Here is a 19,780-nt window from a genome sequence, read left to right as displayed (position 1 = left end):
GACGAATTGAGTCATGGCCGAAGCAGTCGTCGATAACGCCCCCGCCAAGAGTGGCCCGCCCGTGGCCAAGCCGCCGCTGTTCGGCATGGCGTTCCTGGAAAACATCTCGCAGATGCCCATGCTGCGTCAGGTCGGCCTGCTGGTCGGGCTGGCTGCCAGCGTGGCCATCGGCTTTGCCGTGGTGCTCTGGTCGCAGCAGCCGGACTACCGTCCGCTGTATGGCAGCCTGGCCGGCATGGACACCAAGCAGGTCATGGAAACCCTGGCCGCCGCTGATATTCCCTACACCGTCGAACCCAATTCCGGCGCGCTGCTGGTCAAGGCCGATGACCTCTCCCGTGCCCGCATGAAACTGGCCGCCGCCGGCGTGGCGCCAAGCGATGGCAACATCGGTTTCGAGATCCTCGACAAGGACCAGGGCCTGGGCACCAGCCAGTTCATGGAGGCGACCCGTTACCGTCGCGGCCTGGAAGGCGAATTGGCGCGTACCATCTCTAGCCTGAACAACATCAAGGCTGCTCGCGTGCACCTGGCCATTCCGAAAAGCTCGGTGTTCGTGCGTGACGAGCGCCGCCCGAGCGCTTCGGTACTGGTCGAAATGTTCCCAGGCCGCAACCTGGAAGCCGGTCAGGTGATGGCCATCGTCAACCTGGTCGCCACCAGCGTGCCGGAACTGGACAAGTCGCAGGTCACCGTGGTCGACCAGAAGGGCAATCTGCTCTCCGATCAGTTGCAGGACACCTCGCTGACCATGGCCGGCAAGCAGTTCGACTACACCCGCCGCATGGAAGGCCTGCTCACCCAGCGTGTGCACAACATCCTGCAGCCGGTGCTGGGCAACGACCGCTACAAGGCCGAGGTCTCCGCCGACGTCGACTTCAACGCCGTCGAGTCCACCTCCGAGCAGTTCAACCCTGACCAGCCGGCGCTGCGCAGCGAGCAGTCGGTCAACGAGCAACGTGCCAGCAGCCAGGGCCCGCAGGGTGTTCCCGGCGCGCTGAGCAACCAGCCGCCAGCCGGTGCTGCTGCACCTGAGAACGCTGCCGGAACCGGTACCCCGGCCGGTGCCATCGCCCCCGGCCAGCCGCTGGTCGATGCCAACGGCCAGCAGATCATGGACCCGGCCACCGGCCAGCCGATGCTTGCGCCGTATCCGTCCGACAAGCGTCAGCAGAGCACCAAGAACTTCGAACTGGACCGCTCCATCAGCCATACCCGCCAGCAGCAAGGTCGCCTGACCCGCCTGTCGGTGGCCGTGGTCGTGGACGATCAGGTCAAGGTCGATGCCAACGGCGAGACCACCCGCGCGCCCTGGGGCGCCGAGGACCTGTCGCGCTTTACCCGCCTGGTGCAGGATGCGGTCGGCTTCGATGCCAGCCGCGGCGACAGCGTGACCGTGATGAACGTGCCGTTCTCCGCCGACCGTGGCGAAGTGCTCGCCGACATCCCGTTCTACTCGCAGCCCTGGTTCTGGGACATCATCAAGCAAGTGCTGGGCGTGGTGTTCATCCTGGTGCTGGTGTTCGGCGTGCTGCGCCCTGTGCTCAACAACATCACCGGTGGCGGCAAGAGCGCGGCCACCGACAGTGACATGGAACTGGGCGGCATGATCGGCCTGGACGGCGAACTGGGCAACGACCGCGTCAGCCTTGGCGGGCCGAGCAGTATCCTGTTGCCAAGCCCGAGCGAAGGCTATGAGGCGCAACTGAACGCAATCAAGGGCCTGGTGGCCGAAGACCCGGGCCGTGTCGCCCAGGTCGTGAAAGAGTGGATCAACGCCGATGAGTGACAACCGAGCCGTTACCGCCAAGCTGAGCCGCGTCGACAAGGCGGCGATTCTCCTGCTGTCCCTGGGCGAGACCGATGCAGCCCAGGTCCTGCGGCACATGGGGCCCAAGGAAGTGCAGCGGGTTGGCGTCGCCATGGCGCAGATGGGCAACGTGCACCGCGAGCAGGTCGAGCAGGTCATGAGCGAGTTCGTCGAGATCGTCGGCGACCAGACCAGCCTGGGCGTCGGCTCCGACGGCTATATCCGCAAGATGCTCAACCAGGCGCTCGGCGAGGACAAGGCCAACGGCCTGATCGACCGCATCCTGCTCGGTGGCAACACCAGTGGCCTGGACAGCCTGAAGTGGATGGAGCCGCGTGCCGTGGCCGATGTCATCCGCTATGAGCACCCGCAGATCCAGGCCATCGTGGTCGCCTACCTCGACCCCGACCAGGCCGGTGAAGTGCTGAGCAATTTCGACCACAAGGTGCGCCTGGACATCGTCCTGCGCGTCTCCTCGTTGAACACCGTGCAGCCGGCGGCACTCAAGGAGCTCAACCAGATCCTCGAGAAGCAGTTCTCGGGCAACTCCAATGCTGCGCGCACCACCCTGGGTGGCATCAAGCGCGCTGCCGACATCATGAACTTCCTCGACAGCTCTGTGGAAGGCCAGCTCATGGATGCGATCCGCGATATCGACAGCGACCTGTCCGAGCAGATCGAAGACTTGATGTTCGTCTTCAACAACCTGGCCGACGTCGACGACCGTGGTATCCAGGCGCTGCTGCGCGAGGTGTCCTCGGACGTGCTGGTGGTCTCGCTCAAGGGCGCGGACGAGAAGGTCAAGGACAAGATCTTCAAGAACATGTCCAAGCGTGCTTCGGAACTGCTGCGCGACGACCTGGAGGCCAAGGGGCCGGTGCGGGTCAGCGATGTGGAAACGGCGCAGAAGGAAATCCTCACCATCGCTCGACGCATGGCCGAGGCCGGCGAGATCGTGCTCGGTGGCAAGGGTGCCGAGGAAATGATCTAAGCGATTTCGCGCACCGTTCTGACTGGCGCTGACCCTGTGGGAGCGGGTTTGCCCGCGAAGGCGCCAGGTCAGGCCACGCGTTGCTCCTGCTGACGCATTCGCGGGCAAGCCCGCTCCCACGGGGATCGCGTTGGCTGAACATGGTTTCGAGAACATGACAGCATGTCCACCAAAGAACATCCCAGCGACCTGATCCGCGCCCGCGACCTCGAGGGCGTCGATATATGGGCATTGCCCAGCTTCGATCCGGAGCCCGAGCCTGCACCTGAACCTGAGCCCGAGGTGGTCGAGGAAGTCGAGGAAGTGCCGCTGGAGGAAGTCCAGCCGCTGACCCTCGAAGAGCTCGAAGCGATTCGCCAGGAGGCCTACAACGAAGGCTTCGCCACCGGCGAGCGCGAGGGTTTCCACAGCACGCAGCTCAAGGTGCGCCAGGAGGCCGAAGAGGCCCTGACGGCCAAGCTGGCGAGCCTGGAGCAATTGATGGCCAACCTGCTCGAGCCCATCGCCGAGCAGGATACCCAGATCGAGAAGTCCCTCGTGCACCTGGTCGCCCATGTCGCCCGTCAGGTGATCGGTCGCGAGTTGGCCAGCGATTCCAGCCAGATCACTCATGTGTTGCGCGAGGCGCTGAAACTGCTGCCGATGGGCGCAGACAATATCCGCATCCACCTCAATCCGCAGGATTTCGAGCTGGCCAAGGCCCTGCGCGAACGCCACGAGGAAAGCTGGAAGCTGCTTGAAGACGAGTCGCTGCTGCCAGGCGGTTGTCGCATCGAGACGGCTCACAGCCGCATCGATGCCACCATGGAAACCCGCATGGAGAAGGCCGTGGCGCAGTTGTTCGAGCAGACCCACGACCAATCACTGCATCCTGCTGCGCCGGATCTGTCGGTCGACCTGGACAGCCCCGATGCGCCTTGAACGCACCAGTTTCGCCAAGCGCCTGGCCGGCTATGCCGAGGCGGTGAATCTGCCGGAGCAGCCGGTGGTCGAGGGCCGTCTGCTGCGCATGGTCGGTCTCACCCTCGAAGCCGAGGGCTTGCGCGGCGCAGTGGGCAGCCGCTGCATGGTGATCAACGACGACAGCTACCACCCGGTACAGGTCGAGGCCGAAGTGATGGGCTTTGCCGGCAGCAAGGTCTTTCTCATGCCGGTCGGCAGTATCGCCGGTATCGCCCCCGGTGCGCGGGTTGTGCCGCTGGACGACAGCGGCCGCCTGCCCATGGGCATGAGCATGCTTGGACGGGTGCTCGATGGCGCCGGCCGTGCCCTCGATGGCAAGGGCGGGATGAAGGCCGAGGACTGGGTGCCGCTGGATGGCCCGGTGATCAACCCGCTCAACCGTGATCCGATCAGTCAGCCGCTGGATGTGGGTATCCGCAGTATCAACGGCCTGCTGACTGTCGGTCGCGGCCAGCGGCTGGGTCTGTTCGCCGGTACCGGTGTCGGTAAGTCGGTGCTGCTGGGCATGATGACCCGCTTCACCAAGGCCGACATCATCGTGGTCGGCCTGATCGGTGAGCGGGGCCGCGAGGTGAAGGAGTTCATCGAGCACATCCTTGGCGAGGAAGGGCTCAAGCGCTCGGTGGTAGTCGCTTCGCCGGCCGACGATGCACCGCTGATGCGACTGCGCGCAGCCATGTATTGCACGCGCATCGCCGAGTATTTCCGTGACAAGGGCAAGAATGTCCTGTTGTTGATGGATTCGTTGACCCGTTTTGCCCAGGCGCAGCGGGAAATCGCCCTGGCCATCGGCGAGCCGCCCGCCACCCGTGGCTATCCGCCGTCGGTGTTCGCCAAGTTGCCCAAGTTGGTCGAGCGCGCGGGTAATGGTGAGGCGGGGGGTGGTTCGATCACTGCGTTCTATACCGTGCTTTCCGAGGGGGACGACCAGCAGGACCCGATCGCCGATTCGGCACGTGGGGTGCTGGACGGACACTTCGTGCTGTCCCGGCGCCTGGCCGAGGAAGGGCATTATCCGGCGATCGACATCGAGGCTTCGATCAGCCGGGTGATGCCGCAGGTGGTGGATGCCGACCATCTGCGCCAGGCGCAGAAGTTCAAGCAACTATGGTCGCGCCTGTCGCAGAGTCGCGACCTGATCAGCGTGGGTGCCTACGTGGCCGGTGGCGATCCGGAAACCGACCTGGCCATTGCCTTGCAGTCCAAGCTGGTGGCGTTCTTGCGCCAGGGGCTGGACGAAAGTGTCGGCATGGCCGAGAGCGGCGAGCAGCTGGGCGCGGTGTTCGCCCCGCCGGCGGGCGGCTGATAGGCCATGGCCCTGCCCAGTCGTGCCGCGCGCCTGTCGCCGGTGGTGGAGATGGCCGAGGAAGCCGAGCGCAAGGCTGTCCAGCGCATGGGCCACTTCCAGCAACTGGTGGCCCAGGCACAGGCCAAGCTCGCCGAGCTTGAGCGTTTTCGCGAGGACTACCAGTTGCAGTGGATCAACCGCGGCAGCCAGGGCGTTGGCGGCAGTTGGTTGGTCAACTATCAGCGCTTTCTGGGGCAGTTGGAAACGGCCATGACCCAGCAACGCCAGAGCCTGACCTGGCACCAGAACAACCTCAAGAATGCCCGCGACGCCTGGCAACAGGCCTACGCCCGGGTCGAGGGTCTGCGCAAGCTGGTGCAGCGTTACCTGGACGAAGCCCGCCGGGCCGAAGACAAGCGTGAGCAGAAGCTGCTCGACGAGCTGTCACAGCGCTTGCCCAGGCAGAATCATTTTCCAGGCTGACACCGCTCAAAGCCGCTGCGCTTGCGGCCCAGCCGGGCTGCTGCTAAACCTTCCTGAGTCGTAGCCATCATCGAAGGAATCGCACGCATGGCAGTCGAAACTGATTTTTCACCGGACGAAAAGCAGCTGACGATCAAGGTCAAGGGCCGTTTCGATTTCGGCAAGCATCAGGAATTTCGTGACGCCTACGAGCGCCAGCACCCGGCCCCGGACTCGGTCGTGGTGGATCTCAAGGATGCGACGTACCTGGACAGCTCCGCACTGGGCATGCTGCTGCTGTTGCGCGATCACGCCGGTGGTGACCACTCGGATATCAAAGTGATCAATACCAGTTCTGATGTGCGCAAGATCCTCGCCATTTCCAACTTCGAAAAATTGTTCGACGTCAGCTGAGGCCGTTCATGCCCGCCGAACAGGGATTGAGGGTGCTGATCGCCGAGGACGGTGCCGCGGACCGCTTGCTGCTCGCGCAGATCGTGCGGCGCCAGGGGCACGAGGTGGTCACTGCCGAAAACGGCGAGCAGGCCGTTGCGCTGTTCGCCGAAGAGAGGCCGGACCTGGTGCTGCTCGACGCCTTGATGCCGGTGATGGATGGATTCGAGGCGGCGCGACGGATCAAGGCCATGGCCGGTGAAGCGCTGATACCGATCATCTTCCTCACCTCGATGAACGAGGAGCAAGGGCTGGTGCGTTGCCTGGAAGCCGGCGGCGACGATTTCATGGCCAAGCCCTATAGCGCAGTGATTCTGGCTGCCAAGATCGGCGCCATGGATCGTCTGCGTCGGCTGCAGGCAACGGTGCTGGAGCAGCGCGACGAACTGGCCCGGCATCACCATCACCTGCTCAACGAGCAGCGCGTAGCCAAAGCGGTGTTCGACAAGGTCGCCCATTCCGGTTGCTTGAGAAGCAGCAACATCCGCTACCTGCAGTCGCCCTACGCATTGTTCAACGGCGATCTGCTGCTGGCTGCGTTCGCGCCTTCGGGCGACATGCATGTGCTGCTGGGTGATTTCACCGGTCACGGCCTGCCGGCGGCCGTGGGGGCGATGCCCCTGGCCGAGGTGTTCTATGGCATGACCGCCAAGGGCTATGGTTTGGTCGAGACGCTGCGCGAGATGAACGCCAAGCTCAAGCGCATCCTGCCGGTGGACATGTTCTGTTGTGCGCTGCTGCTGAACCTGAGTTTCGAGCGTGGCACGGTCGAGGTGTGGAACGGTGGCATGCCCGATGGCTATCGTTTGTCGGCCGCCGGCGAGGTGCTGTCGGTGCTGCAATCCCGGCACTTGCCGCTGGGCATCCTGGCGCCCGAGCATTTTGACGACCGCACCGACATACTGCCGCTGGCAGCGGGGGAGCGATTGTTCCTGCTGTCCGATGGCGTGGTCGATACCAGCGATGCGACGGATCGATTGTTTGGTGTGGAGCGCTTGCGTGAGGTGTTGGCGGCCAACCGCGACCCTGAGCGACTGTTCGATGAAGTGATGCAGGCGCTGGAGCGCTTTGGTGGTGTGCCGCGAGACGACATCAGCCTGTGCGATATCCGTATGGCCGAACCTGGTGGCCTGGCACCTGTGGCGCCGGTGTATTCCGACAGCGGTCGCTCCAGTCCGCTGGATTGGTCGTTGTCGCTGGTGCTGCATGCCGACAGCCTGAAGCGCTTCAACCCGGTGCCTTATCTGTTGCAGTTCCTCCAGGAAATCCATGGTCTGCGTCCCAGCAGCGGAGTGTTGCACAGTGTGCTCGGTGAGCTGTATTCCAATGCGCTGGAGCACGGGGTGTTGGGCCTGGACTCACGGCTCAAGCAGGATGCCGAGGGGTTTGCCGAGTACTACCGCGAACGCGGTCGGCGCCTGGCGGCATTGTCCGAGGGCTTCGTGCAAATCGCGCTGAGGGTGGAACCCATGGCAACAGGTGGTCGTCTGACAGTTGAAATCAGCGACAGTGGCACGGGTTTTGATATCGAGAAAGTCTTGGCGCGTCCCGCGTCGGAAAAAGGTTTCAGTGGGCGTGGGCTACAGTTGGTACAGCGCTTGGGCGTCAAGGCTCAATGGCTCGACCAGGGGCGGCGGGCGCGGGTGGAGTTCGGTTGGTGAGCGGCCTCGGCGATTGAGGCATAATCAAGCTTGATCAAGGAGTGAGCAAGTGACACACGAGCATATCGATCAAAAGGTCCTGAGCGACCTGCAGGAGGTTATGGAAGATGGCTACCTGCAGTTGCTGGAAACCTTCCTGGAAGACTCCGAGCGCCGTCTCAGTCAGTTGCACGAAGCCAAGGACGCCAGCGAGTTGGGGATGGCCGCCCACAGCTTCAAGGGCAGCAGCAGCAACATGGGCGCAGTGGGCCTGGCCAGTCTGTGCCAGCAGCTCGAGGAGCGTGTGCGGCAACAGCCGTTGTATGGTATCGAGGACCTGATCAATCGGATCGACCAGGAGTTCGTCGAGGTCCAGCGCTTCTACCGTAGCGAACGCGAGCGGGTTTCTGCAGGCTGACGGCAAAACTGGCGCGAGTTTTGCCTGTCTTCACCCAGATTCTATTTCGGTTCACTGGCGTGGAGAGTTTCAATGCCTGTCGCATCCAATCCCTTGTTGCAAGCCGGCCTCGCCAACGCGACCTCGCGGGCGACCAGTCCTGCGGCGGACAAAACCCCGCAAGCACCGGGCAATCAGGGCAGCGGCTTCGACCAGCTGATGGCCCGACAGCAGAGCGACAAGATGCCGGTGCGCAACGACAAGGCCTCTGTGCCGGCGCCCAAGGACAAGCCTGACTTCAATGCCGGCGGCAAGGGCGGCAACGACCGATCTTCGCCGGTTGCCGGTAATGGCAAGAACTTGCCAGCCAACAGCAACAAGGCCGCATCGGCCGCTGACAAGAACAACCAGGGTAGCGACAGCACTCAACAGGCGGGTGACAGTACCCAGCAGGCCTCCAGCGACGGCAATCAGGCAAGCGACTCGAGCTCCCTGGACGCCAGCCTGGTGGCAGGGCAGGTGACCGACGCCCAGGCGGGTGCGCAATTGCTCCAGGCCCAGGCCGAAGCCGTCGCCCCGGTGCTGCAGGCCGCGATCCAGCAGCCTGCTGCGCAACCGGTCCCTGAAGAGCTGGCGCCGCCGGTCGCCGAGCAGGCCGACAGCGACTTCGATCCCGAGGCCGACGCCCTGGCGAACATGCCGACCTTGCGCCTGGCGCTCGAGCAGAGCGCCCAGGCCAAAGGCACTACCTCGACGCACGCCTCTGGCCAGGGTGACAAGACCCAGGCCCAGGACGACAGTGCCCAGGCCAACGTCAATACCTTGGCGAACCTGGCGGTCAAGCCTGAGGGCGAATCCGAGCGCGGACAATCACAGCCTGGCGAAAAAGGCTTCTCCGAGCTGTTGTCCAATGGTCTGAAAGACGTCAAGCATGCCGACAGCGACACCCGCGTGGACGACTTCGCCAATCGCCTGGCCAACCTGACCCAGGCCGTCACCGCCAAGACTGCCCATGCCGTACCGCCGACCAATCCGCTGCACCAGCCCCTCGCGATGAATCAGGGAGCCTGGACCGAAGGGTTGGTCAACCGCGTCATGTACCTGTCGAGCCAGAACCTCAAGTCGGCCGACATCCAGCTCGAGCCTGCAGAGCTCGGCCGTTTGGACATTCGCGTCAATGTCGCGTCGGACCAGGCCACCCAGGTGACCTTCATCAGTGGTCACGCCGGCGTGCGCGATGCGCTGGACAGCCAGCTGTACCGACTGCGCGAGCTATTCGCCCAGCAGGGGCTGGCCCAGCCTGACGTCAACGTCGCCGACCAGTCGCGTCAGCAACAGCAGCAGGCCCAGCAGGGTGGATCGAATCTGTCTGGTGTCGCTGCGCGTCGGGCCGGGGAGGCGGGCGAGGACGGTGAGCTGGCCGATGCTTCGCGGCCGGTGGAGCAGCAGGTGGTGATTGGCGACAGTGCGGTCGATTACTACGCTTGATCATTCGGGGGGGGGCTGCGTCTGACACCGGTGCGGGCTTTTGTGAGCAACTGTCTTGCTCAAAGTCTAGAAGCCAGCCCAAATCCCTGTGGGAGCGGGCTTGCCCGCGAAAAATACACCGCGCTGCCTGGCACGGGCTACGCCCGTGTTCGCGGGCAAGCCCGCTCCTACCACCTCCTCAAGCCCGCTCGGCCAAATCTGGCATAACACTTGCTCAGCCACGTCATCCTTTCTTGAAACCCCGATGGACGACGGATTATTGGCATGGCGAAGAGCGACGCAGTCAAAGACCCCGCCACTAAAGGCAAACTGAAGCTGATCCTGCTGCTGGTGCTGGCCTTGCTGCTGGCCGTGGGCCTGTCGGTGGGCGCCACCTGGTTCATCATGCACAAGAGCGAGCCTGCACCTGCGGCCGACCCTGCCGTGGCCAGCGTCAAGCAAGCGGCGATCTACGAGCCCCTGGCGCCGGCCTTCGTGGTCAATTTCAACCAGAACGGCCGCCAGCGCTACATGCAGGTGAGCATTACCCTGCAGGGCCGCAACCAGGCTGACCTCGATGCGCTGAAAGTGCACATGCCGGTGATTCGCAACAATCTGGTGATGATGTTCTCAGGGCAAGGCTTCGACAGCCTGGCCAGCAGTGCCGTGGGCCAGGAAATGCTGCGCCAGAAGGCCACTGCGGTGGTCCAGGAAGTGGCGCAGAAGGAAGTCGGCAAGCCGGTCATCGACCAGTTGCTGTTCACCAATTTCGTATTGCAGTAGGAGCACACTCGATGGCCGTGCAGGACCTGCTGTCCCAGGATGAGATCGATGCCCTGCTGCATGGGGTCGACGATGGGCTGGTACAGACCGAGAGCGCTGCCGAACCCGGTGGCGTCAAGAGCTACGACCTGACCAGCCAGGACCGGATCGTCCGCGGTCGCATGCCGACCCTGGAGATGATCAACGAGCGCTTCGCCCGTTACACCCGCATCAGCATGTTCAACTTGCTGCGTCGCTCCGCCGACGTGGCGGTGGGTGGCGTGCAGGTGATGAAGTTCGGCGAGTACGTGCATTCGCTGTACGTGCCGACCAGCCTCAACCTGGTCAAGATCAAGCCGCTGCGCGGCACCTCGCTGTTCATCCTCGACGCCAAGCTGGTGTTCAAGCTGGTGGACAACTTCTTCGGTGGCGACGGGCGCCACGCCAAGATCGAAGGCCGTGAGTTCACCCCGACCGAGCTGCGTGTGGTGCGCATGGTCCTGGACCAGTGCTTCGTCGACCTCAAGGAAGCCTGGCAGGCGATCATGCCGGTGAACTTCGAATACATGAACTCCGAGGTCAACCCGGCCATGGCCAACATCGTCGGGCCCAGCGAGGCGGTGGTGGTCTCGACCTTCCACATCGAGCTCGATGGCGGCGGCGGCGACCTGCACGTGACCATGCCGTATTCGATGATCGAACCGGTGCGCGAAATGCTCGATGCCGGTTTCCAGTCCGACCTGGACGATCAGGACGAGCGTTGGGTCAAGGCTCTGCGCGAGGACGTGCTGGACGTCAATGTGCCGCTCTCGGCCACCGTTGCCCGTCGTCAGCTCAAGCTGCGCGACATCCTGCACATGCAGCCGGGCGATGTGATTCCGGTAGAGCTGCCCGAACACCTGGTACTGCGCGCCAACGGCGTGCCGTCGTTCAAGGCGCGTCTGGGCTCGCACAAGGGCACCCTGTCGCTGCAGATCATCGACCCGATCGAGCGCCGCTGACGGCGAGCCGGTCGCACTACGAATTGAAAGCCTGTCGAGGACTTTATGGCTAACGAAAACGAGATCACCTCCCCAGAGGAACAGGCCCTGGCCGATGAGTGGGCGGCGGCCCTGGAAGAAACCGGTGATGCCGGCCAGGCGGACATCGATGCGCTGCTGGCAGCTGACAATGGTCGCTCCTCCGGCGCAGGTCGCCTGCCGATGGAAGAGTTCGCCAGCTCCCCGCGGCCGAGCGAAAACGTCGGCCTGGAAGGGCCGAACCTGGACGTGATCCTGGACATTCCAGTGAGCATCTCCATGGAGGTGGGCGCCACGGAAATCAGCATTCGCAACCTGCTGCAACTGAACCAGGGGTCGGTCATCGAGCTTGATCGCCTGGCAGGCGAACCGCTGGATGTACTGGTCAATGGCACGCTGATCGCCCATGGCGAAGTGGTGGTGGTCAACGAGAAGTTCGGCATTCGCCTGACCGACGTGATCAGCCCCAGCGAACGCATCAAGAAGCTGCGCTGAGTGAAGGGCCTGATACGCGGCGTCGCCGCCCTGGGCACATTGCTCGCCAGCGAGGTGGTGATCGGCGCGGCTGATCCCGCGTCGGTGTCGGCCAGCACGTCCGCGCCCGGCGGCATGGGTGGGCAACTGGCGCAGATGGTCTTCGGTCTGCTCGTGGTGGTGGGCGCCATCTTCCTGCTCGCCTGGCTGTTGCGCCGCCTGCAGGTGGCACAGCCGCGCGGCGGGCAGGTGATCGAGATCGTTGGCAGCCGAGCCCTCGGCCCGCGCGACCGCCTGCTGCTGGTGCAGGTGGGCAAGGAACAGATCCTGATCGGCCACAGCCCTGGCAGCATCGAAGCGTTGCACGTCATGGCCGAGCCCGTGGAGGTGCCTGTCGGCGCGCGCCAGGCGGCACCGGAATTCGCCCAGCGGCTGCTCGAGCTGATGGGCAAGGACCAGAAGGACAAGAAGTGATGAGCGGCGCGCTGCGCTTACTGTTGACCCTGGCGCTGCTGCTGGCCGCGCCTGTGGCCCTGGCTGCCGATCCGTTGTCGATCCCGGCCATCACCCTGTCCAATGGGCCGGACGGCCAGCAGGAATATTCGGTCAGCCTGCAGATCCTGCTGATCATGACGGCGCTGAGCTTCATTCCGGCGTTCGTCATCCTGATGACCAGCTTCACCCGCATCATCATCGTCTTCTCCATCCTGCGCCAGGCCCTGGGCCTGCAGCAGACACCGTCGAACCAGTTGCTCACCGGCATGGCCCTGTTCCTGACCATGTTCATCATGGCGCCGGTGTTCGATCGGGTGAATCGTGACGCGTTGCAGCCCTACCTGAACGAACAGATGACTGCGCAACAGGCCATCGACAAAGCCCAGGGGCCGCTGAAGGATTTCATGCTGGCGCAGACCCGGCAAAGCGATCTGGACTTGTTCATGCGCCTGTCCAAACGCACCGACATCGCCGGCCCCGACCAGGTGCCGCTGACCATCCTGGTGCCGGCATTCGTCACCTCCGAGCTCAAGACCGCGTTCCAGATCGGCTTCATGATCTTCATTCCGTTCCTGATCATCGACATGGTGGTCGCCAGCGTGCTGATGGCGATGGGTATGATGATGCTGTCGCCGCTGATCATCTCGCTGCCGTTCAAGATCATGCTGTTCGTCCTGGTCGATGGCTGGGCGCTGATCATGGGTACGCTGGCCGGCAGTTTCGGCGGCGTCTGAGGCCGCTCAAGGAGAGTTTTCGATGACCCCTGAAGTTGCCGTCGACCTGTTCCGCGATGCGCTCTGGCTGACGGCCCTGATGGTAGCGGTACTGGTGGTGCCGAGCCTGCTGGTCGGCCTGCTGGTGGCGATCTTCCAGGCGGCCACGCAGATCAACGAACAGACCCTGAGTTTCCTGCCGCGCCTGCTGGTGATGCTGATCACCCTGATCGTGGTCGGTCCGTGGCTGGTGCAGAAGTTCATGGAATACATGACCGGCCTGTACAGCGGCATTCCGCAGTTGATCGGATGATGAGCCCATGCTCGAGCTGAGCGCCGCGCAGATCGGCACCTGGGTCGCCACCTTCATCCTGCCGCTGTTTCGCGTGGCAGCGGTGCTGATGACCATGCCGGTGTTCGGTACGCGCATGCTGCCGGCGCGCATACGCCTGTATGTGGCGGTCGCGATCACCGTGGTGATCGTGCCCGGCCTGCCACCGCTGCCCGAGTTCGAGCCCTTGAGCGTGCGTGGCGTGCTGCTGTGCGCCGAACAGATCATCGTCGGCGCGCTGTTCGGGTTTTCCTTGCAGATGCTGTTCCAGGCGTTCGTCGTCGCCGGGCAGATCGTGGCGATTCAGCTGGGCATGGCGATGGCCTCGATGATCGACCCGGCCAACGGCGTCAACGTGGCGGTGGTCGGGCAGTTCCTGACCATGCTGGTGAGTGTGCTGTTCCTGTTGATGAACGGCCACCTGGTGGTGATCGAGGTATTGACCGAAAGCTTCACCACGCTGCCGGTGGGCAATGCCCTGGTGGTCGCGCATTTCTGGGAGATCGCCGGACGCCTGGGCTGGGTGCTGGGAGCGGGGCTGGTTCTGATCCTGCCAGTCATCGCAGCCCTGTTGGTGATCAACATCGCCTTTGGTGTGATGACCCGAGCCGCGCCACAGCTGAACATCTTCTCCATTGGTTTCCCGCTGACCCTGGTGCTGGGGCTGGCCATCTTCTGGGTCGGGCTTGCCGACATCCTCTCGCACTACCAGCAACTGGCCAGCGAGGCCTTGCAGTGGCTGCGTGAGCTGGCACGGGCGCCCTGAGCATGGCAGAGAGCGAGAGCGGTCAGGACAAGACAGAGGAACCCACCGAGAAGCGCAAGCGCGACGCACGGGAAAAGGGTGACATCGCCCGTTCCAAAGAGCTCAACACCTTCGCGGTGACCCTGGGTGGCGCCGGCGCCTTGCTGGCCTTCGGCGGCCACCTTGCCGAAACCCTGATGACGCTGATGCGCGTGAACTTCAGCCTGTCGCGCGAAGTGATAGTCGACGAGCGGGCCATGGGCGCCTTCCTGATGGCCTCGGGCAAGATGGCCATCTGGGCCACCCAGCCGGTGCTGGTGCTGCTGTTCGTCGTATCGTTCGTGGCCCCTATCGCCCTGGGCGGCTTTCTGTTTTCCGGCTCCTTGCTGCAGCCCAAGTTCAGCCGGATGAACCCGCTGTCCGGGATCAAGCGCATGTTCTCGCTGAACTCGCTGACCGAACTGCTCAAGGCGGTGGCCAAGTTCTTCCTGGTGCTGGTGGTGGCGCTGGTGGTGCTGGCCAACGACCGCGAGGCGCTGATGGCGATTGCCAAGGAGCCGCTCGAGCAGGCGATCATCCACAGCGTGCAGGTGGTGGGCTGGAGCGCCTTGTGGATGGCGGCGGGTCTGCTGCTGATCGCCATCGTCGATGTGCCGTTCCAGCTCTGGCAGACGCACAAGAAGCTGAAGATGACCAAGCAGGAAGTGCGCGACGAATACAAGGATACCGAGGGCAAGCCGGAGGTGAAGCAGCGCATTCGCCAACTGCAGCGCGAGGCGTCGCAGCGCAGGATGATGGCGGCGGTGCCCGAGGCCGATGTGATCATCACCAACCCGACGCACTATGCCGTGGCGCTCAAGTACGACCCGGAGAAGGGCGGTGCGGCGCCGCTGCTGCTGGCCAAGGGCACCGACTTCCTGGCCTTGAAGATCCGCGAGATCGGCCAGGAGCACAAGGTACAGATCCTCGAATCGCCGGCGCTGGCACGGGCGATCTACTACTCCACGGAGCTTGAGCACGAGATTCCGGCCGGGCTGTACCTGGCAGTGGCGCAGGTGCTGGCGTACGTGTTCCAGATTCGCCAGTACCGCTCGGGCAAGGGCAAGCCGCCCGAGCCGCTGAAGAAGGATCTGCCGATTCCGAATGATCTGCGCCGGGATTGATGTACACATGGGCGGTACAAAGTCACTGAGGCATGGCGTTCGATTTCATACAAGCGGCAGATGTGGAGCGCGTCTTTTAGCCTCTTTGACTTTTGTGATTGACATGCATATCGATAAATTTCGACGGGAGCGCATCGATCTGCGGCTGGAGTCTCCCCAGGTTTGTCTCATTCCACTGAGCCAAGGTCGAGCAAGCGATTACCAGCCCGGCATGACCAAAACGTGCCGCACATCATGGCACTGAACTTGGCGTTGCCGGGTTGGTGCGTGGGTCGCTATGCCGATCGAAACGATTGCAGAGCAAGTGCGTCAATCCCAGATAAATGACGGAATGTGAACATGTTGCTCCTGAACGCTATAGGCGCTCAGCACTTCAAGCTGTATGTACTGAACAGCTTTCCACTGAGGATGCATATAGGAAAACAGTGTCGGGTTGGGCAGCTGAGAAGGCGCCAGCAGAGCTTCATCAAGAAATTCCCCGATCGGGCTATAGAACTTGAGTGAGACCGCTCCGTCCCGAGAGGGGTAATAGAAAAAGCGAAATGCGGTGGGCAATGGGTCGGGTAAAGTAATGAACACCATGCTGCCGTGCAGGACTGACAGCCTGGTGCTGATCCCATCGCGGGTGAAGCCGGTTCGCAGGTCGCCGGAGGGGGCGAATTTTCGCAACTCAACAATGAGCCTCGAATCAGTTTCTATGGGTTGTCCGATTTCGAGTGGCTTGATATCGACGTTTGACCAGTTTTCTTCACGCCAGCCTGGCTCAGCACCTACCCAGATGCCAATGTCGCTCGACTTGCGCCAAACCCCGCCAATTTCTACTTCGTAAAACCAAGGCTGTATTCCTGTGTTCGACAATCGTTCCAGCTCCGCAGCGGTCACTGGGATGCCCAATGGCTTGCCAGGCAAAGTGACCGACAGGGTTGCTGTGGTAACGATTCCAGCTCGCCCCCTGACTCTCTCGCCGTAAAGCAGGGCAGCCGAAGCTGGAACAACGATAGTTGCGCCCTGTCGTGTGTTGACAATACGACCGTTTGGCGCTTCAGGTACTGAAGGCCATGGCAATGGTCGAGCGACCCGGAAAGTCAGCGGCTTTGATTGGCGCGCTCTATCGACAAGTTGCTCAGGGCGTGAGGTTTCGGCGGGGGTGTAGTGGATTGCCCGCTTGTTATGGGCCTGGGCATTGAAGGGGGTCAACTCGACAATGGGCAAGATCGAAGAGTTTTCAGGGCAAGGAAGCGGTAGCTGCGCGCTATTCCCGGTCACGCTGGTACTGCTGATCACACGTCCACCCATAGACACCTCTACTTTAGTGCCCGTTGGGGGCGTGACAGACTCCGGCGGCTGCCAAAACAGAGTGATGCTTGATTGTTCGATGCGTTGATCGATGAGCTCGACGTTACCTGTGACAAGCGGAACCAGGTCACTCTCCGTTCCCATCCCGCTACCGGAATTGGCAATGACCTGGCATAGCCACTGCTGCTTTTCATCCAGGGCAATTTCCAAGGGGATATTGCCCCGAGTCAACCACGGTTCTTGAACAGTGCGTGTATAGGTTTTGCCGCTACTGCGGGAAAACACCTGCAATGTGTAGTCACTGATCGCTAGACCGCTCAGCATGCGCCAGCTCAATTCAAGGCCTTGAGAATGCAATACCGCAGACTCTATCACCGGGCGTGCGCTCAGGATTGCCTGTGGTGTGCTGACCAGGCCAGCACCGCTGGCAGTGACTGCCGTCACTGTGAATTCGAAGCTGTCTTTCTCGGCAAGGGGAGCTGGCAACGGCAAGTCCCCATACCAAAAATTGGGATCCAGTCCCTGCACGCTGTAGCTGACCCCGCTGATCCGACTGGTTGCTGTCAATCGGCATTCAGCGATGTCACTGACGTCCGCAAGGGTCCACATGGCAGATATATAACTGCCTTCCCGATACAGGTTATTGCTATCGAGCAGTGGTACAGCCATCGATCCCCGGGGAAAGTGCATCGGCTCAGAGCGCACAGTAGCATTGTCTTCAGCCACTGCGGCGACCCTTACAGACCATTGCTGATTGCTGCGAAGGCTTATGTCGAGGTGCCACTCATGAATGCTGCTTGCTGGACACCAAGAATCAGAGGCGCGAAAAATCTGTTCACGTTCATTGGTTGCGCTCGATACGATTACGTCGTAGCCGACCGCAGCATGGGGTGACGGCTGCCAGGATACCGTCAGGATCTGGCCATCGTAGTTAGCTGATTGCAAAGTCGGGCGCTGCGTTGGTAGTACGACTGGCTTGCTGGTCTCACAGCTCCCGTCGGCGGCCAAAGCCTGTACTGAGATCTGATAAGTCACCCAGGTATTCAAGGGTTCGATCAGCGTCAGTCGACCCTCTCGTGCCTGGGATGGCAGGACAACTCGGCGTACGCTTGACCATTGATTGGCGTCCAGATAGGAAAGTTGAACCATCCACTTAACGGCGGCGGAGTGTTCTCGCGCATCCCATGTGACAATGACGTGATCGCCTTCGTAGACTGCCGCCAATATTGTCGGTGCTTCAATATTCTGTTGTGCAGTTTGCATGACATGCCACCTGAACTGTGGTCGTTTGGTATCTATCGAGCAGAAGCGTAAATTGTGGGGCCTCTGCGCTGAGCTCTTTCAGAAATGTATCTGCACTCGCCCGTACTGCGTTGAAACGGGGCTCGGAATCGCTGAGCGCGACGTCGGGCTTTCCTCCCCCCCGCTTCGACTTGCCTGGCCTTCGCGCAGAGACATTTCAGGCAGCCCCTAGCGCTGTTGCTGCGACTCGTAGTCTTTCTCCCAACCTGCAGGCACAAGGTTGCGTTGAGCAGACTGGCTAAGCGTCGGTGTGCGAAGATCACGAATGGCAACTTGCTGCTGCTTGTTCATGTCGCCAGTAAGCAGGCCGTTTGCGTAATAGGTCGCAAACATGTCTCCCTTGGCTTTATCAACTTCCACGATCAAGTTGAATACCGGAGTCGGGGCGTTGTCGGCCTTTTCGAGAGGTCGGGCAGAGCGCACCTGGAGTTTGCCTTGGCTACCTTCCAGATAGTCATTGACTTGCAGCCTGTTCGCTTGCAGCCATTCGCCGTTTTCAAGTTGCATCGGGTGGTTGCTGGTCACCACTAGAGTAGGACCTGGACTATTTTTGACCGCGTCATGCGTCTTGATTTCGAACAAGGCACCCGTCTCACTGCCCGTTGTGCGTTCCAGCACGGTGCGAACACCGTTGGACGTGAGAATCTTTTCGCCGCTTTTGATGTCCTCGATGGCGGCAGTTTTACCATCGGCCAAGGTGATTTGAGTGCCTGCTGGAACGCATCCTTCCATGATGTAAAGCTGCGGGATTCTTTCCACGCCAGGTCGCCCAGTCTGCTGCGGGTCGCTGGTAAACGTCAGGGCAGCCAAGGCGGGTACAGGGTTGTTGGGCTCGCCCTGGAGTAAAACTTGAGAAAGCGCCCACAGGTTGACCAGAGCGTTCTTGTTATTGGTCAGGCATCCCGATTGATTGGAAAACTGCGCGCTGTCGTAGTCGAACTTGACACTTTGCTTGTCCGTCACCGTCCAGCCTTCCAGCGACGCGCCCTGCGCGAAGTGCACATAACATCCCCCGCCCAGCGTACTTTGCAGATAGATGGTCGTGGTGCCCGACGGTCTGTTGTTTGACTGCGCGACCGCGCCTTGATAACTGACAGTGCCTGCCAGCGGAAAGACGTAATTTTGTGGGTGGGCCGTATTTGTATAATAGTCGCACTCTTGAGCGCTTTTTCTGAACCAGCACAGTTTTACCGGTATGGACATATCGGACAACTTGTTGGTGCAGGCATTTTCATGGCCCTCGCCCGAACACTGGCCAATTGCATTACGCTTGCAATAGTTGGGCGCAGAGATGCAGCTGTCCGTCACCAGGCCCTGACTGTAGGTGGTTTGTACTACGACGACAGGATCGGGATCCGTAGCGTTTTTAGGAAAATAGGTGAAGATGGCCTCGGATTGAACATTGGCGCCAGGCTGAACCTCTTTGGCTTCGAGAGAAACGGCGAAGTTGGTGCCTTGTCCGCTTTGTGACTCTTGGGTATGTTCAATGATGTCTCCCGTGGTCACATCAAACAGTGTGAGGATCACGTTGGTGTTCAAAGTCCCGCCCACAACAGAAGACAGGGCTTTGGTCTCTATCAGGGGCGCTGTGCCGTTCGCCAACACCGCCGAACGTGACAGTTCGGAAATGAAGTTGAGGTCTTGAAGTTTGTCATCTTCAGCAGGCTTTATGAGCTGCGCAACCGGTAGCGAGGCGCCAGAAGTTCGCAGCGTTTTGGTTCTGTTCTCATGGCTTGCTTTCAGTAGCTCGAACAGTTTCGGCGAGCGCTCGGCCGAGTTTCCCGTCCGCGCCTGGGCGTCCATGATATAGCGATAATGGAGAGGGTTTCCGAGATCCAGGCGATAGGGCACGCCTGGTTCAAGTTCCTTGTGCAGCGCGGACCGAACCTGCGTTTCATTCATGCTTTTCAGCGCTGTTTCGCCTTCGCTCAGCGTTGTGCTGTTTACATCGAACGCGAGTAACGATCCTAGAATAACGGGAAGGAGGTGGGCGTTTCTGAATAGTTCGG

General features: G+C 61.7%; 19 protein-coding genes. 17 read left to right on the top strand and 2 right to left on the bottom strand.

The genetic code is table 11. The features are described from left to right. The first annotated feature begins 13 nt into the window (after positions 1 to 13). From fliF to flhB, 17 genes are all read left to right on the top strand, one after another. A complete protein-coding gene (gene fliF / locus APH44_RS06470; RefSeq protein ID WP_054891883.1) occupies positions 14 to 1,789 on the top strand; it encodes a flagellar basal-body MS-ring/collar protein FliF in 1,776 nt (591 codons plus the stop codon). Next, complete coding sequence (gene fliG / locus APH44_RS06465) at positions 1,782 to 2,801, top strand: flagellar motor switch protein FliG (protein WP_054891882.1); 1,020 nt, start codon at positions 1,782 to 1,784, stop codon at positions 2,799 to 2,801. The genes fliF and fliG overlap by 8 nt, the downstream gene beginning before the upstream one ends. Before the next feature lie 162 nt (positions 2,802 to 2,963). Beyond that, positions 2,964 to 3,722 (top strand): flagellar assembly protein FliH, encoded by a 759-nt coding sequence (gene fliH / locus APH44_RS06460; protein ID WP_054891881.1) that lies wholly within the window; start codon positions 2,964 to 2,966, stop codon positions 3,720 to 3,722. Continuing rightward, the gene (gene fliI / locus APH44_RS06455; protein ID WP_054891880.1) at positions 3,712 to 5,070 is read left to right on the top strand and encodes a flagellar protein export ATPase FliI; all 1,359 of its coding nucleotides are present in this window, start codon (positions 3,712 to 3,714) and stop codon (positions 5,068 to 5,070) included. Before fliH ends, fliI begins: the two co-directional genes overlap by 11 nt. Positions 5,071 to 5,076: 6 nt before the next feature. After that, positions 5,077 to 5,535: a flagellar export protein FliJ gene (gene fliJ / locus APH44_RS06450; protein WP_054891879.1), complete on the top strand. Its 459-nt coding sequence runs from the start codon at positions 5,077 to 5,079 to the stop codon at positions 5,533 to 5,535. Between the two features lie 87 nt (positions 5,536 to 5,622). Continuing rightward, a complete protein-coding gene (locus APH44_RS06445; protein ID WP_054891878.1) occupies positions 5,623 to 5,928 on the top strand; it encodes an STAS domain-containing protein in 306 nt (101 codons plus the stop codon). An 8-nt stretch (positions 5,929 to 5,936) separates the two neighbouring features. After that, complete coding sequence (locus tag APH44_RS06440) at positions 5,937 to 7,628, top strand: fused response regulator/phosphatase (RefSeq protein ID WP_054891877.1); 1,692 nt, start codon at positions 5,937 to 5,939, stop codon at positions 7,626 to 7,628. A 49-nt stretch (positions 7,629 to 7,677) separates the two neighbouring features. After that, positions 7,678 to 8,025, top strand: coding sequence for an Hpt domain-containing protein (locus APH44_RS06435; protein ID WP_054891876.1), 348 nt, complete (start codon positions 7,678 to 7,680; stop codon positions 8,023 to 8,025). A gap of 72 nt (positions 8,026 to 8,097) precedes the next feature. Then, positions 8,098 to 9,492: a flagellar hook-length control protein FliK gene (locus APH44_RS06430; protein WP_054891875.1), complete on the top strand. Its 1,395-nt coding sequence runs from the start codon at positions 8,098 to 8,100 to the stop codon at positions 9,490 to 9,492. A 264-nt stretch (positions 9,493 to 9,756) separates the two neighbouring features. Continuing rightward, on the top strand, positions 9,757 to 10,254 hold the full coding sequence (gene fliL, locus APH44_RS06425) for a flagellar basal body-associated protein FliL (RefSeq protein ID WP_054891874.1): 498 nt from the start codon (positions 9,757 to 9,759) through the stop codon (positions 10,252 to 10,254). A gap of 11 nt (positions 10,255 to 10,265) precedes the next feature. Then, positions 10,266 to 11,234, top strand: a complete 969-nt coding sequence (gene fliM / locus APH44_RS06420) for a flagellar motor switch protein FliM (protein ID WP_054891873.1) — start codon at positions 10,266 to 10,268, stop codon at positions 11,232 to 11,234. A gap of 45 nt (positions 11,235 to 11,279) precedes the next feature. Further along, positions 11,280 to 11,747, top strand: a complete 468-nt coding sequence (gene fliN, locus APH44_RS06415; RefSeq protein WP_054891872.1) for a flagellar motor switch protein FliN — start codon at positions 11,280 to 11,282, stop codon at positions 11,745 to 11,747. Next, entirely contained in the window at positions 11,748 to 12,200 is a 453-nt protein-coding gene (gene fliO / locus APH44_RS06410; protein ID WP_054891871.1) for a flagellar biosynthetic protein FliO, read from the top strand. Beyond that, positions 12,200 to 12,955 carry a flagellar type III secretion system pore protein FliP gene (gene fliP / locus APH44_RS06405; protein ID WP_054891870.1) on the top strand — a complete coding sequence of 252 codons (756 nt, stop codon included), beginning with the start codon at positions 12,200 to 12,202 and terminating at the stop codon, positions 12,953 to 12,955. The genes fliO and fliP overlap by 1 nt, the downstream gene beginning before the upstream one ends. A gap of 22 nt (positions 12,956 to 12,977) precedes the next feature. Continuing rightward, a complete protein-coding gene (fliQ, locus tag APH44_RS06400; RefSeq protein ID WP_054891869.1) occupies positions 12,978 to 13,247 on the top strand; it encodes a flagellar biosynthesis protein FliQ in 270 nt (89 codons plus the stop codon). A 7-nt stretch (positions 13,248 to 13,254) separates the two neighbouring features. Next, the gene (gene fliR / locus APH44_RS06395) at positions 13,255 to 14,031 is read left to right on the top strand and encodes a flagellar biosynthetic protein FliR (protein WP_054891868.1); all 777 of its coding nucleotides are present in this window, start codon (positions 13,255 to 13,257) and stop codon (positions 14,029 to 14,031) included. A 2-nt stretch (positions 14,032 to 14,033) separates the two neighbouring features. Further along, positions 14,034 to 15,173, top strand: a complete 1,140-nt coding sequence (gene flhB / locus APH44_RS06390) for a flagellar biosynthesis protein FlhB (protein WP_054891867.1) — start codon at positions 14,034 to 14,036, stop codon at positions 15,171 to 15,173. Between the two features lie 309 nt (positions 15,174 to 15,482). Here flhB and APH44_RS06385 read toward each other — a convergent pair whose 3' ends face one another. Further along, on the bottom strand, positions 15,483 to 17,732 hold the full coding sequence (locus APH44_RS06385) for a hypothetical protein (RefSeq protein WP_156343731.1): 2,250 nt from the start codon (positions 17,730 to 17,732) through the stop codon (positions 15,483 to 15,485). Positions 17,733 to 17,939: 207 nt separating this feature from the next. Then, positions 17,940 to 19,780 (bottom strand): Hint domain-containing protein (locus APH44_RS06380; protein WP_054891865.1); only part of this gene is annotated, 1,841 nt, incomplete at its 5' end.

Origin of the sequence: Pseudomonas sp. NBRC 111143 (assembly GCF_001320965.1) — a bacterium.
GTDB classification, from domain to species: domain Bacteria; phylum Pseudomonadota; class Gammaproteobacteria; order Pseudomonadales; family Pseudomonadaceae; genus Aquipseudomonas; species Aquipseudomonas machongensis.
The sequence above is the reverse complement of the archived record's forward strand: the minus strand, read 5'-3'. Positions and strand labels throughout refer to the sequence as shown.

What these genes read in the sequence shown, in the direction of transcription:
- fliJ (WP_054891879.1), top strand. Translation starts at nt 5,077, where the DNA reads ATGGCCCTGCCCAGTCGTGCCGCGCGCCTGTCGCCGGTGGTGGAGATG.
- fliQ (WP_054891869.1), top strand. Translation starts at nt 12,978, where the DNA reads ATGACCCCTGAAGTTGCCGTCGACCTGTTCCGCGATGCGCTCTGGCTG.
- fliG (WP_054891882.1), top strand. Translation starts at nt 1,782, where the DNA reads ATGAGTGACAACCGAGCCGTTACCGCCAAGCTGAGCCGCGTCGACAAG.
- APH44_RS06385 (WP_156343731.1), bottom strand. Translation starts at nt 17,732, where the DNA reads ATGCAAACTGCACAACAGAATATTGAAGCACCGACAATATTGGCGGCA.
- fliM (WP_054891873.1), top strand. Translation starts at nt 10,266, where the DNA reads ATGGCCGTGCAGGACCTGCTGTCCCAGGATGAGATCGATGCCCTGCTG.
- fliN (WP_054891872.1), top strand. Translation starts at nt 11,280, where the DNA reads ATGGCTAACGAAAACGAGATCACCTCCCCAGAGGAACAGGCCCTGGCC.
- fliL (WP_054891874.1), top strand. Translation starts at nt 9,757, where the DNA reads ATGGCGAAGAGCGACGCAGTCAAAGACCCCGCCACTAAAGGCAAACTG.
- flhB (WP_054891867.1), top strand. Translation starts at nt 14,034, where the DNA reads ATGGCAGAGAGCGAGAGCGGTCAGGACAAGACAGAGGAACCCACCGAG.
- fliR (WP_054891868.1), top strand. Translation starts at nt 13,255, where the DNA reads ATGCTCGAGCTGAGCGCCGCGCAGATCGGCACCTGGGTCGCCACCTTC.
- fliF (WP_054891883.1), top strand. Translation starts at nt 14, where the DNA reads ATGGCCGAAGCAGTCGTCGATAACGCCCCCGCCAAGAGTGGCCCGCCC.
- APH44_RS06445 (WP_054891878.1), top strand. Translation starts at nt 5,623, where the DNA reads ATGGCAGTCGAAACTGATTTTTCACCGGACGAAAAGCAGCTGACGATC.
- APH44_RS06430 (WP_054891875.1), top strand. Translation starts at nt 8,098, where the DNA reads ATGCCTGTCGCATCCAATCCCTTGTTGCAAGCCGGCCTCGCCAACGCG.
- fliH (WP_054891881.1), top strand. Translation starts at nt 2,964, where the DNA reads ATGTCCACCAAAGAACATCCCAGCGACCTGATCCGCGCCCGCGACCTC.
- APH44_RS06440 (WP_054891877.1), top strand. Translation starts at nt 5,937, where the DNA reads ATGCCCGCCGAACAGGGATTGAGGGTGCTGATCGCCGAGGACGGTGCC.
- fliP (WP_054891870.1), top strand. Translation starts at nt 12,200, where the DNA reads ATGAGCGGCGCGCTGCGCTTACTGTTGACCCTGGCGCTGCTGCTGGCC.
- fliI (WP_054891880.1), top strand. Translation starts at nt 3,712, where the DNA reads ATGCGCCTTGAACGCACCAGTTTCGCCAAGCGCCTGGCCGGCTATGCC.